General features: G+C 44.6%; 12 protein-coding genes. 2 read left to right on the top strand and 10 right to left on the bottom strand.

Translation table 11 applies throughout. From position 1 onward, the window contains the following. Positions 1 to 67: 67 nt before the first annotated feature. On the bottom strand, positions 68 to 469 hold the full coding sequence (locus PR766_RS00710; protein WP_230086841.1) for a DMT family transporter: 402 nt from the start codon (positions 467 to 469) through the stop codon (positions 68 to 70). Between PR766_RS00710 and PR766_RS00705 the strand changes: the two genes are divergently transcribed. Beyond that, on the top strand, positions 421 to 780 hold the full coding sequence (locus PR766_RS00705; RefSeq protein WP_006661342.1) for a hypothetical protein: 360 nt from the start codon (positions 421 to 423) through the stop codon (positions 778 to 780). The genes PR766_RS00710 and PR766_RS00705 overlap by 49 nt on opposite strands. A gap of 95 nt (positions 781 to 875) precedes the next feature. On the opposite strand, the gene fabB is transcribed toward PR766_RS00705, so the two are convergent. After that, positions 876 to 2,087 carry a beta-ketoacyl-ACP synthase I gene (fabB, locus tag PR766_RS00700; RefSeq protein ID WP_006660244.1) on the bottom strand — a complete coding sequence of 404 codons (1,212 nt, stop codon included), beginning with the start codon at positions 2,085 to 2,087 and terminating at the stop codon, positions 876 to 878. A gap of 201 nt (positions 2,088 to 2,288) precedes the next feature. On the opposite strand from fabB, the gene mnmC reads away from it, so the two are divergent. Continuing rightward, positions 2,289 to 4,313, top strand: coding sequence for a bifunctional tRNA (5-methylaminomethyl-2-thiouridine)(34)-methyltransferase MnmD/FAD-dependent 5-carboxymethylaminomethyl-2-thiouridine(34) oxidoreductase MnmC (mnmC, locus tag PR766_RS00695; protein WP_230086837.1), 2,025 nt, complete (start codon positions 2,289 to 2,291; stop codon positions 4,311 to 4,313). A gap of 41 nt (positions 4,314 to 4,354) precedes the next feature. Here the strand turns inward: mnmC and PR766_RS00690 are convergent, their stop codons facing one another. The 8 genes from PR766_RS00690 to hutH form a co-directional block, all read right to left on the bottom strand. After that, the gene (locus PR766_RS00690) at positions 4,355 to 4,870 is read right to left on the bottom strand and encodes a GNAT family N-acetyltransferase (protein ID WP_050788086.1); all 516 of its coding nucleotides are present in this window, start codon (positions 4,868 to 4,870) and stop codon (positions 4,355 to 4,357) included. Between the two features lie 22 nt (positions 4,871 to 4,892). After that, positions 4,893 to 5,165 (bottom strand): YfcL family protein, encoded by a 273-nt coding sequence (locus PR766_RS00685; RefSeq protein WP_006660241.1) that lies wholly within the window; start codon positions 5,163 to 5,165, stop codon positions 4,893 to 4,895. 30 nt (positions 5,166 to 5,195) lie between these two features. Next, complete coding sequence (locus tag PR766_RS00680; protein ID WP_006660240.1) at positions 5,196 to 5,744, bottom strand: elongation factor P hydroxylase; 549 nt, start codon at positions 5,742 to 5,744, stop codon at positions 5,196 to 5,198. Positions 5,745 to 5,761: 17 nt separating this feature from the next. After that, positions 5,762 to 6,565, bottom strand: a complete 804-nt coding sequence (locus tag PR766_RS00675) for a TSUP family transporter (RefSeq protein ID WP_006660239.1) — start codon at positions 6,563 to 6,565, stop codon at positions 5,762 to 5,764. A 167-nt stretch (positions 6,566 to 6,732) separates the two neighbouring features. Further along, positions 6,733 to 7,821 carry a chorismate synthase gene (aroC, locus tag PR766_RS00670; RefSeq protein WP_006661338.1) on the bottom strand — a complete coding sequence of 363 codons (1,089 nt, stop codon included), beginning with the start codon at positions 7,819 to 7,821 and terminating at the stop codon, positions 6,733 to 6,735. Positions 7,822 to 7,924: 103 nt separating this feature from the next. Continuing rightward, a complete protein-coding gene (gene prmB, locus PR766_RS00665; RefSeq protein ID WP_006660237.1) occupies positions 7,925 to 8,857 on the bottom strand; it encodes a 50S ribosomal protein L3 N(5)-glutamine methyltransferase in 933 nt (310 codons plus the stop codon). A gap of 192 nt (positions 8,858 to 9,049) precedes the next feature. Further along, positions 9,050 to 10,438: an amino acid permease gene (locus tag PR766_RS00660; protein WP_154636388.1), complete on the bottom strand. Its 1,389-nt coding sequence runs from the start codon at positions 10,436 to 10,438 to the stop codon at positions 9,050 to 9,052. Between the two features lie 113 nt (positions 10,439 to 10,551). Further along, positions 10,552 to 12,084 (bottom strand): histidine ammonia-lyase, encoded by a 1,533-nt coding sequence (gene hutH / locus PR766_RS00655; protein ID WP_006660235.1) that lies wholly within the window; start codon positions 12,082 to 12,084, stop codon positions 10,552 to 10,554. Positions 12,085 to 12,090 lie beyond the last annotated feature (6 nt).

The following is a 12,090-nucleotide window of genomic DNA, read 5'->3' as shown; positions in this document are numbered from 1 at the left end:
AAAACGAACTCAATAGTTCTCTGCTTTGGGATAGATGATGTGCTGGTGTTTTTTATGCTAACCTCAATTATTTCCGTGAAAATTGCACGCATAGAACACCAAGAATAACTAAACCAATCCCCACCACTTTTCCAATTGGAATCGAGCTTTGATTCATCCCAAACCAGCCAAATTGCTCAATAAATGCAGAAATAATTAATTGTCCCGCAATAACCAAAACAAAAAATGTCGTACTGCCAATGTTAGGTACTAAAATTAAAGCCGAAGTGAGATAGAGCATCCCAGCAATACCACCAAACCAAATCCAGATTGGTTGATTAAATAGCTCAGTACTGAAATGAGGCTTAGGTACTTTAAAAATAATTAAGAGTGGAATTAATACAATTAAGCTGATGACCAGAGATGTTGCACTCGCCCATAATGGATGACCTAATTGCCGCGCTAATAGGGCATTACTTGCCGCTTGGATTGGTACAACAACACCCGCAAGGTAAGATGGATTTAGCGAATTGGCTATCGCATCCCCATATTTTAGTGAGTATGAAGCCTTTTGATGCGAATGAAATTGATCATCAACTGCAATTAAGTCATCAACAACGCCGTATTGCAGTCACCGTACCTTACTGGCAAATTTACAATATTTACGCCTCCACTGATTTGGACTTTCAAATGGTCTGGCATCAACGCAGTGATGCCAATAAGGCATTAGAGTGGCTTAGAAGAATTATCGTCGAACAATTGAAAGACGAAGGCGAGCTTTATGGCGAAAACTCCGATTAATCCGTGTTACCATATTTCGCTATCTATCAAAATTCATAAAAAAAGCGAGAGCCTTAGCCCTCGCTTTCTATTTCGTGCATTTCAGTAAATGAAACTTACGCTTTGTATTTGCTCATCACTAAGGTTGCGTTGGTACCACCGAAACCGAAGCTGTTAGACATCACTGTGTTCAGTGCTTGCTCAGTTGGTTTAGTGATGATGTTCAAGCCTTTCGCTTTTTCATCTAAATTTTCAACGTTAATGCTTGGTGCAATAAAGCCGTGCTCTAACATCAGCAAGCTATAAATGGCTTCTTGAACACCTGCTGCACCTAAAGAGTGACCGGTCATCGCTTTAGTCGCAGAAAGTGCTGGGCAATCATGACCAAACACTTCTTGGATAGCTTCTAACTCTTTAGTATCACCGACTGGCGTTGAAGTCCCGTGTGTGTTGATATAATCGATTTTATCAACACCGTGCATTGCCATTTGCATACAACGCACTGCACCTTCACCAGATGGAGCCACCATGTCAGCACCGTCAGAGGTTGCGCCATAGCCAACCACTTCCGCATAAATGTGCGCGCCACGTGCTAATGCGTGCTCTAACTCTTCAACAACGACAATACCGCCTCCGCCAGCAATGACGAAACCATCACGGTCTTGGTCATACGTTCTGGATGCTTTTGATGGCGTTTCGTTGTACTTGGTAGACAGTGCGCCCATTGCATCGAATTCACAGGTCATTTCCCAGCTTAGCTCTTCACCACCACCCGCAAATACGACATCTTGTTTGCCCAGTTGAATCAGTTCAACTGCGTGACCGATACAGTGTGCAGAAGTTGAACATGCAGAGCTGATTGAGTAGTTAACACCTTTGATTTTGAATGGTGTTGCTAAGCAAGCAGAAATACCGGAAGCCATCGCACGGGTTACCATGTAAGGACCCACACCACGCAGACCTTTTGCACGCATGCCGTCAGAACCCGCAACTTGGTTACGTGGGGAACCGCCACCAGAACCGACAACAACACCCGTACGCAGGTTAGACACTTGGTCTTCCGCTAAGCCTGAATCTTTAATCGCCTGTTCCATTGACAGGTAAGCATAGACAGAGCAATCACTCATGAAACGGCGGACTTTACGGTCAATCAGACCTTCAGTATCCAGCTTTACATTACCCCAGACATGGCTACGTAGCCCTGCCTCTTTAAATTCTTCTGAGAAAGTGATCCCGGAACGACCTTCCTTCAGAGAAGCCAGTACTTCTTCCTGGTTATTACCAATGCTGGAAACAATACCTAGGCCAGTTATGACTGCACGCTTCATTCGTTACCTCATGTCTATAATTATATGATTACGGGATTACAGGTGTCACTTTAGCTTACACTTGTACGCTGAACAAGTCCGATCAGGGTAAATATTTGTATTTTTTTCTCTGTGACACAAATAAGGCTTTTATGTGACGGTAGCCTTACATTCATATCGGCGTTAGAATTCAGGCATGATTTTGCAATGACGGACCTAAACGTGAAAAAGACAGCTGTACAAACCGCTCACCTCAGTTGGAATGAGGAAGGCACTCCGATCTCAGAACAGTTTGAAGACATTTATTTTTCTAACCAAAATGGGTTGGAAGAAAGCCGCCATGTGTTTTTGCAGGGAAATCATTTCCCACAACGATTTCTAACACATCAAGATGAAACTTGTGTGATTGCGGAGACTGGATTTGGTACTGGCTTGAATTTTCTCGCTTTATGGCAAGCTTTTAATCAATTTAAACGTGAAAATTCCAATGCAACATTACAGCGGCTCCACTTTATTAGCTTCGAGAAATACCCGCTATCAAAAGCCGATTTAATTGCTGCACATCGCTGTTGGCCAGAGCTTGCTAGCCTTTCACAACAATTATGTGAACAGTGGCCACCTGCCCTTCCTGGTAATCATCGACTTATTTTAGAAAATGGCGCAATCACCCTCGATTTATGGATTGGTGATGTAAATACGCAAATATCCGTACTTAATGATAATTTAAACAATAAGATAGATGCATGGTTTTTAGATGGTTTTGCACCCTCAAAAAATCCACAAATGTGGAGCGAACAGTTGTTCGCTGCAATGGCAAAATTTGCTCGTCAAGGTGGGACATTTGCTACCTTTACAGTGGCCGGATTTGTTAAACGCGGACTCCAGCAAGCAGGCTTTACCATCAAAAAAGTGAAAGGGTTTGGTCAGAAACGTGAAATGTTGACTGGCCTCTTAGAAAACAACCTGACAAGCCTGACGGCACCTTGGTTTGCTCGTCAACCCGCCACCCGCACCGATGATATTGCAATTATTGGGGGTGGGCTCGCCAGCCTCACCTTGGCTCGTGCACTCAAAAGCAGAGGCGCTAACGTAACAATTTATTGTAAAGATCAACAGGTTGCCCAAAATGCCTCTGGCAATCGTCAAGGTGCGGTTTACCCTTTACTGACAGGGAACGATAACGCCTTGGAGCGTTTTTTTGTGAGTGGATTTCCATTTGCTACCCGCTTTTATCAACAACTCCACGCGCAAGGGCTGCCTTTCAATGGGCAATGGTGCGGGGTGAGCCAAATGGCGTATAGCCCTAAAGCCACCCAAAAAATCGATAATATGCTGCAAATTGAATGGCCAGAAGAGTTTGCAGTGGGTAAAGACCGGCAACAGCTAAGTGAACTCAGCGGTGTAGATGTAAACCATCGCGGGATCTATTATCCAACGGGCGGTTGGCTATGCCCTGCTCAGTTGTGTGAAAGCTTAGCGAAAAATCTAACTCAGCAAGGCATGAATATTCATTTTGGGCAGCAAGTTACTGACTTACAGCATGCCGAGGATGGCTGGGAACTCACGTTTGATAACCAACAAAAAACACATCATCAGACTGTCGTCATTGCCAACGGTCACTTATTAAGCCAATTTGAACAAACGAAAAATCTGCCTATCACCCCTGTTCGTGGGCAAGTCAGCCACATCCCAACTAACCCAACACTGCGACAATTAAAAACTGTATTGTGTTTCGAAGGCTATATGACCCCCGAGGATGTGACAAATCAACATCACTGTTTAGGCGCTAGCTACCAACGCGATAATTTGGATCTTGAATATTCAGAGGCAGAGCAGCAAGAAAACCTGCAAAAATTACTCACTAGCCTACCGGATGCCGATTGGACGGCACAAGTGGATATCACCGACCAGCAATCACGCCAAGGAATACGCTGTGTGATCCGCGACCATATGCCGCTTCTGGGAAATGTGCCTGACTTTAATGCATTGATACAACTTTATGCCGATTTACCTAGCCAAGTACGTCGGGAGCAACTTATTTCATCCTCGCCAGCGTATCCAAATCTGTTTGTATTTGGGGCGTTAGGTGCTCGAGGGCTTTCCACTGCACCTCTTTGCGCTGAAATTTTAGCGGCACACATGTTTGGAGAGCCCATACCCGCAGATGATGACGTGCTAGCAGCACTGCATCCAAATCGTTTCTGGGTAAGAAAATTACTGGCAGGACGTCCAATCACCACGAAATAAGCATAAACGAAAAGAGGGCTTCTACTTGGAAGCCCTAATATTTAATTGACGCTCAATTGCATAGCGCAGCGATCTGCTGCTTGAAACCCTGCATCGACTTCCTGTTGTAAAATCGCGTCTAGCTCAGGTGTTAACTGAGATGCCGCCATAATAGAAAAGCCTAAACGCTGATAGTAAGGTGCATTCCACGGAATATCTCGGAATGTGGTCAGTGTGACATGACTCACTTGCTGGGATTTAGCGAAATCAATAACCTGCGTGATAAGCCGTTTACCTAAGCTTTTCCCTTGCGCTGATTGCTGTACCGAAAGCTCCACAATATGCAGACTACCTGTTAAGTGTTCTACCATAATAAAGCCAACAGGTTGATCATGGCTGTCAACGACTAGCCATTCTAAGCCTTTACGGATACATTCAACGTGATTTTCTACCGGCTGAACCTCGCCTTTAGCTATCCAATCAAACTTAGGATGCCCCGCGAAGGTTTGTCCTGCAGATTCTTCCACCGCAGGTAAAAATTGAGCATCTTCATGGGTTGCTAATCGAATGGAATACATGCAATCAATGGAATCCATAAAACTAACGCACAGTATCCAGCAGAGTTTTCCACATACCCAGCACTAAAACTTGGTCTGGTGGTGTTAATTCACCTGCTTTGATGGCATTTTGGATACTCAGCTCAACACGCTGGTACAGCGCATCAACACTGGATTCATTCTCTTCTTCTAACTCGGCGACAGCAAGGGTTAAGTGACCACGCAAATAACCACCAGCAAACAGTTCATCATCGCTGGCGTGTTCAACCATATCATCAATTTTCGTCAGTATGCGTGTTTCAAAATCCGCAAGCATGCTTAATCCTTACTGTAGTGGGTGATTCTATTAGGCGAAAATATCTTCCGGATAAGGAAACAGTTCCGCAGAAAGTGGAGGTGTATTGTAAAACGATTGTAACGCATTAATAAAGCGTAGCGGTCTTTCTGGGATACCTTTTTCGAGGTACTCCATCACTTGCCCATGGACTTTACGCATAAATGCGATACGGTCAGGTTCAAAATCTCCTTCCAAGTTGTCACAACTCACATTGAAAGGAATACCTGCTGCAACACAGAAAAACCAATCAAATGCCTGAGGTTTGATTTCAACAACCTCAAAATCACATTGGGTTTTCTCATCGCGACCATCTGGGCAATACCAGTAACCATAATCTACCTGCTGACGACGGGCTTCCCCAGCGATGCACCAGTGAGAAATCTCATGAAGTGCGCTCGTGAAAAAACCGTGAGCAAATACGATTTGGTGATATGGCGTGGTGTCATCTGCGGGTAAATAGATAGGCTCGTCATCCCCTTTTACCAACTTGGTGTTGTACTCTTTGCCGAAACATTGTTCGAAAATATCAATAAGTTGCTGATAGTGATGTTGGGTCATGGAACGCTTAAATCATCTTAAAATAATGTGAGAAACCAAGCTTTAATGTCGTCACCGTGGCTGTCATTTAACAGCTTGATGCTCATGAGTAATGAAATCACGACGATCATCGGCCTGATAAGTTTTTGTCCTTTGGTTAACACTAAACGCGCACCCAGTCTCGCGCCAACCATTTGACCGGCAAGCATAACAAAACCAAGCACCCAAAGAACATGACCTCCGATAATAAAAAAGATCAAAGATCCAAAATTGGAGGCAAAATTTAACAATTTCGCATGTGCTGTTGCTTTGGCGAGGTTATACCCTAATAACAGAACATAGGCTAGCGCTAAAAATGACCCCGTACCCGGACCAAATGCGCCATCATAAAAACCAATCCCCATCCCTGCCGCCACACCGAAAATCGGCATACTGACACGCTGAGGTCTATCTTGTACTCCTAAGGAAGGAGTCAGTAAAAAATAGAGCCCAACACAGATGACCATCACCGGTAAAAGCTGTTTCAAAAAAGCAGTATCGATAGATTGGATTAAAATCGCCCCGATCATCGCCCCAATCATGGTCATAATGACTGGGAAAATTTGCTCTCGTAAATTGATCGCTTTACGCCGAGCAAAATAGAGCGTGGCTGAGAAAGAGCCGCCAATCGCTTGTAACTTATTGGTTGCCAACGTTTCAACCGGGGTAATTCCTACAGACAGTAACGCGGGGATAGTCAGTAAGCCACCGCCTCCTGCAATAGAATCGATAAAACCGGCAAGTAGAGCGACAAAGAACAACAGAGCGTAAACTTCAGGCGCAACGGCGGTAAGCCAATCCATTTTACATTCCAGATAAGTGAACTATCACGATGTAGATTTGTTATCTATTTACTGCCTCATTGATAGACAATAAATATCACAGCCCGGATGGATTATAATCGAGGTTTCATCCTAACCTTTAAAACACAGTGGATACCCCGACGGATATCCACTAAAAATACCGGTAATTACTCAAATGGCGCCATTGTTGGCACAACATCCGCACACTGTCCACGGTGGCGCAAGAAGTGATCCATTAGCACAATCGCCATCATGGCTTCCGCAATTGGCACTGCACGAATACCGACGCATGGATCATGGCGACCTTTCGTGATCATCTCGACTTCTTCACCATGGCGATCCAAGGTTTTCCCTGAAACCGTAATGCTTGAGGTTGGTTTCATGGCGATATGCGCAATAATAGGTTGGCTGCTACTGATCCCACCTAAAATGCCACCCGCATGATTAGATGTAAAACCATGGCGCGTGATCTCATCACGGTTTTCGCTGCCTTTTAAACTGACAACGCCAAAACCATCACCAATTTCCACCCCTTTTACCGCATTAATACTCATCAAGGCATGGGCAATATCAGCATCTAAACGATCAAAAACTGGCTCACCTAACCCCGCAGGCACATTTTCAGCGACAACGGTGACTTTCGCACCAATAGAGTCCCCTTCTTTTTTCAAGCCACGAAGCAGCTCATCAAGGGCATCTAATTTACTTGGATCTGGGCAGAAAAATGGGTTTTCTTCGACAATCGACCAATCTTTAATTTCACACTCCACGCTGCCCATTTGCGTTAGACAAGCGCGAATTTGTATACCAAATTTTTCTTGCAGATATTTTTTAGCAATTGCCCCAGCCGCAACGCGCATCGCAGTTTCACGTGCAGATGAACGTCCACCACCTCGGTAATCGCGCATGCCATACTTTTGCTCGTAGGTGTAATCAGCATGTCCTGGACGAAACACATCTTTAATCGCGCCGTAATCTTGAGAGCGTTGATCCGTGTTTTCAATTAATAGTCCAATGCTTGTGCCCGTTGTCACACCATTGAAAACCCCAGACAGAATTTTTACTTGGTCAGGTTCACGTCGCGCCGTGGTATAGCGAGAAGTGCCTGGACGGCGGCGATCTAAATCGATTTGTAAATCCGCTTCAGTTAGTGCCAATCCCGGTGGAACACCGTCAACGATACAGCCTAACGCGAGTCCGTGCGACTCTCCAAACGTGGTCACACGAAACAGTTGCCCAATTGAATTTCCAGCCATTCCCTGTTTCCTATTTGCTTGCGATTCTTATTTTGTTAAAAAATATGATATTGTGCGTAATTATTATGTTTTATTTGATTATCTCGAGTAACGCAACTCTTTATTAATCAATGTATAATGCGAAGTGTTCGTGATGTTCAACCAACTGCTCACGGGTTAACATAAACACGCCATCACCACCAAATTCGAAATCTAACCAGATAAATGGAATATCTGGATATTGTTCAATCAGATGCACCATACTGTTACCCACTTCACACACTAAAATTCCGTCTTCATTTAAGAAGCGAGGTGCATTCGCTAGGATACGACGGACTAATTTCAAACCATCACTACCCGCAGCCAGTGCTAACTCAGGTTCGACACGGAACTCTTGTGGTAGATCGTCCATGTCTTCTGCATCCACATACGGTGGATTCGTGACAATCAAATCATATTTAACTTCAGGCATATCTCTGAACAAATCTGAACGAATCGGGATCACTCGATGCTCTAAGCCATGATTCGCAATATTTTGCTCAGTCACCGCCAATACATCCGTTGAGATGTCCACTGCATCCACTTCTGCTTCAGGGAATTCGTACGCGCAAGCAATAGCAATACAACCACTTCCTGTACACAAATCGAGGATCGTTTGCGGTTCGTCAGATAATAAACCCACAAAATGATTGTTAATCAGTTCACCAATTGGCGAACGCGGGATCAACACACGCTCATCCACATAAAATTCATGACCACAGAACCATGAGCTGTTAGTCAAGTAGGCAACTGGAATACGCTCATTGATGCGACGTAATACGCGCTCAATAATACGATGGCGCTCCGTTGGCGTCAGGCGCGAAGTCAGTAGCTCATCCGGTAAATCCATCGGTAAATACAGGCTTGGCAATACTAACTGTAAGGCTTCATCCCATGGGTTATCTGTGCCGTGACCATAGTAAATATTTGCAGCGTTAAAGCGGCTCATGGTCCAACGTAAAATGTCTTGAATGGTATGAAGTTCTGCGACGGCTTCATCAACGAAGATCTTTTCCAAGAAGGGTTTCTCCTACCTGTCTATTAAAAAGGAAAATTTGAATGGCTAAAGTTTGCCATGAAGTGAGAGACAAATCAGCAGATTAATGTAAGAAAATACACAGATGAGCACTTGTTTGCCTATTTAGGTGCCCAAATAGCTGTGCCCCTGACTTTCATCAAGGGCACTGTACGATGCACTATATTGTATGTTTTACGCTAACTCTTCGACTTCTTTTGCTTCTTCTTCTGGTTTTTTCACCCAAACAGCGTAGGCAATCGTCAACAATACTAACCAACCAATACCGACATACAGCGCAATTCGAGTACTTTCGAAATACCCTAAGACACCAAAAATAAACAACATAAAGGCGATCGCGAGGATGGGTGCAACAGGCCACATTGGCACAGGGAATTTCAATTGCTGGACTTGTTCCGGCGTCATCTTACGACGCATCGCAAACTGAGCCAACAAAATCATCAACCAAACCCAAATCGTTGCAAAGGTCGCAATCGATGCGATAACTAAGAATACATCTTCAGGGATCATGTAATTCAGTACCACGCCGATAAACAGTACCAACACCATGACCAATACGGTCATCCAAGGCACCCCATTTTTCGTTAACTTAGTAAATGATTTTGGTGCCTGCCCTTCATGAGCCATACCATACATCATTCGACCTGCACCAAAAATATCACTGTTAATCGCGGAAATTGCAGCGGTGATCACCACCACGTTCAAAATATTCGCCGCCGCTGAAATGCCTAAGCTATCAAATATTTGAACAAACGGGCTACCGTTTTGACCAATTTGACTCCACGGGTAGATACACATGAGGACAAACAACGTCAGTACATAGAAAAGTAAAATACGTACAGGCACCGCATTAATCGCTCTTGGGATCGTAACATCAGGATTTTTGGCTTCGCTAGCCGTAATTCCAATCACTTCAATCCCGCCAAAGGCAAACATTACTACCGCAAATGAGGCGATGACCCCGCCTATTCCATTTGGCATAAACCCGCCATTATCAAACAGGTTTGATACCCCAACGGCATGTTCAGAAGCTTGACCAAAACCAAACATCATAATGGCAGCGCCGCCGACAATCATGGCTACAATCGCCGCAACCTTGACAATCGATAGCCAAAATTCCATTTCACCGAAGGTTTTAACGTGACATAAGTTAATCGCACCAATAAAACAGATAATACTCAGTACCCAAATCCACTGTGCGACATCGGGGAACCATAACTTCATATAAACCCCAAATGCGGTAACATCCGCCAAGCAGACGATCAGCATTTCAAATACATATGTCCACCCCGTGAAAAAACCAGCTCTCGCACCTAAATAGTGGCTCGCATATTGAGAAAATGACCCCGCAAGTGGGCTACGTACTGCCATTTCACCAAGGGCGCGCATAACCATAAAAACAGCGGCACCGCCGATAATATAGGCAAGCAGGACCGCCGGACCCGCTGTTTGTATCGCTTTTGCTGAACCATAAAACAACCCCGTTCCTATTGCTGAACCGAGGGCCATAAATCGGATGTGGCGCGCAGAAAGTCCACGCGCAAGTTGTGATGTGCTTTGCATGTTGTGTCCTTCGTTTTTATCAGTCGTTTCGAAGAGAATTCGCAGCCGATACATAGTCGGCTGCTTTTAAAACACTTACTTATAGGAACTATCGGTATATGAACTACAGGTTTTTATGAATGAAAAACCGAGTTTGCTGCAAACAACGTGGCAAGTTTATGTTGATCAATAAGCGAGATAGCTGCCTCGATATCCGGCGCGAAATAACGGTCTTTATCGTAATACGCGACTTTATCACGCAAGGTTTTACGGGCTTTTTCCAGTTTTTCACTCGATTTTAAGCCATCGCGGAAATCCATTCCCTGACACGCAGATAGCCACTCGATGGCTAAAATTCCCGTAACGTTTTTCGCCATTTCCCACAAACGACGACCGGCTGCTGGCGCCATCGAAACGTGATCTTCTTGGTTTGCAGAAGTTGGTAAGCTATCCACACTAGATGGATGTGCTAACGCTTTGTTTTCACTTGCTAATGCTGCTGCCGTTACCTGCGCAATCATAAAGCCGGAGTTTACCCCCCCATTGTTGACCAAGAATGGCGGGAGTTGGGACATATGCGTGTCCATCAACATAGCAATACGACGCTCTGACAACGCACCAATTTCCGCTAACGCCAACGCGATATTATCCGCTGCCATCGCAACTGGTTCAGCATGGAAGTTACCACCAGAAATGATGTCGCCGTTATCCGTAAATACTAGAGGGTTATCGGAAACTGCGTTTGATTCAATTAAAATCACCTCAGCGGCTTGGCGAATTTGCGTTAAACATGCGCCCATCACCTGCGGTTGGCAACGTAATGAATAGGGGTCTTGAACTTTCGAGCAGTTCGCATGGGATTGTGACAGCTCACTGGTTGGCGACAGAACATCACGGAATAATGCTGCCACATCAATTTGACCTTTTTGACCACGAACTTCTTGGACACGTGCATCAAATGGCTTACGTGAACCTAATGTGGCTTCGACACTTAATGCGCCACACACAATACCCGATAACAATAAATTTTCAGCAGCAAATAGACCTTTTAATGCAAATGCTGTCGAGGTTTGAGTCCCGTTCAGGAGTGCTAAACCTTCTTTAGCTTCCAGCGTTAATGGCTTCAAGCCCGCTTTTTCTAACGCTTTTTTCGCCGGTAACCATTGACCATCAACACGTGCTTTACCTTCACCAATCAGAATTAAGCTCATATGTGCCAATGGTGCTAAGTCGCCAGATGCCCCTACAGAACCTTTTGCAGGAATGAACGGATACACTTGCGCGTTAACTAACGCAATTAATGCCTCAATCACTTCCAAGCGAATACCTGAAAAACCGCGAGCAAGACTGTTGATTTTGAGCACCATAATCAAGCGAACCAGATCATCATCCAGTGGTTCGCCCACTCCCGCCGCATGGGACATTACAATAGAGCGTTGTAAAGATTGCAGATCTTTGCTGGCAATACGGGTGTTAGCGAGTAAACCAAACCCAGTATTAATACCGTATGCTGTTTTATCTTCAGCAATAATTTTATTGACCGTCGCGACACTTTTTTCAATGGCGCTGTGTGCATGTTTATCTAATGCTACGGTAACGGATTTTTGGAAGACAACGCGTAATTCATCGAGTGTCATTTTCCCTGGATGGATCGTTAATTTAGTCATCAATGG

This window comes from Providencia sp. PROV208, from assembly GCF_028479465.1.
GTDB lineage: Bacteria > Pseudomonadota > Gammaproteobacteria > Enterobacterales > Enterobacteriaceae > Providencia > Providencia alcalifaciens.
Note: the sequence above shows the minus strand (reverse complement) of the source record. Positions and strands in the feature narration are given on the sequence as shown.

What these genes read in the sequence shown, in the direction of transcription:
- PR766_RS00705 (WP_006661342.1), top strand. Translation starts at nt 421, where the DNA reads ATGGATGACCTAATTGCCGCGCTAATAGGGCATTACTTGCCGCTTGGA.
- fabB (WP_006660244.1), bottom strand. Translation starts at nt 2,087, where the DNA reads ATGAAGCGTGCAGTCATAACTGGCCTAGGTATTGTTTCCAGCATTGGT.
- PR766_RS00690 (WP_050788086.1), bottom strand. Translation starts at nt 4,870, where the DNA reads ATGTATTCCATTCGATTAGCAACCCATGAAGATGCTCAATTTTTACCT.
- PR766_RS00685 (WP_006660241.1), bottom strand. Translation starts at nt 5,165, where the DNA reads ATGCTTGCGGATTTTGAAACACGCATACTGACGAAAATTGATGATATG.
- PR766_RS00680 (WP_006660240.1), bottom strand. Translation starts at nt 5,744, where the DNA reads ATGACCCAACATCACTATCAGCAACTTATTGATATTTTCGAACAATGT.
- PR766_RS00675 (WP_006660239.1), bottom strand. Translation starts at nt 6,565, where the DNA reads ATGGATTGGCTTACCGCCGTTGCGCCTGAAGTTTACGCTCTGTTGTTC.
- aroC (WP_006661338.1), bottom strand. Translation starts at nt 7,821, where the DNA reads ATGGCTGGAAATTCAATTGGGCAACTGTTTCGTGTGACCACGTTTGGA.
- PR766_RS00660 (WP_154636388.1), bottom strand. Translation starts at nt 10,438, where the DNA reads ATGCAAAGCACATCACAACTTGCGCGTGGACTTTCTGCGCGCCACATC.
- hutH (WP_006660235.1), bottom strand. Translation starts at nt 12,084, where the DNA reads ATGACTAAATTAACGATCCATCCAGGGAAAATGACACTCGATGAATTA.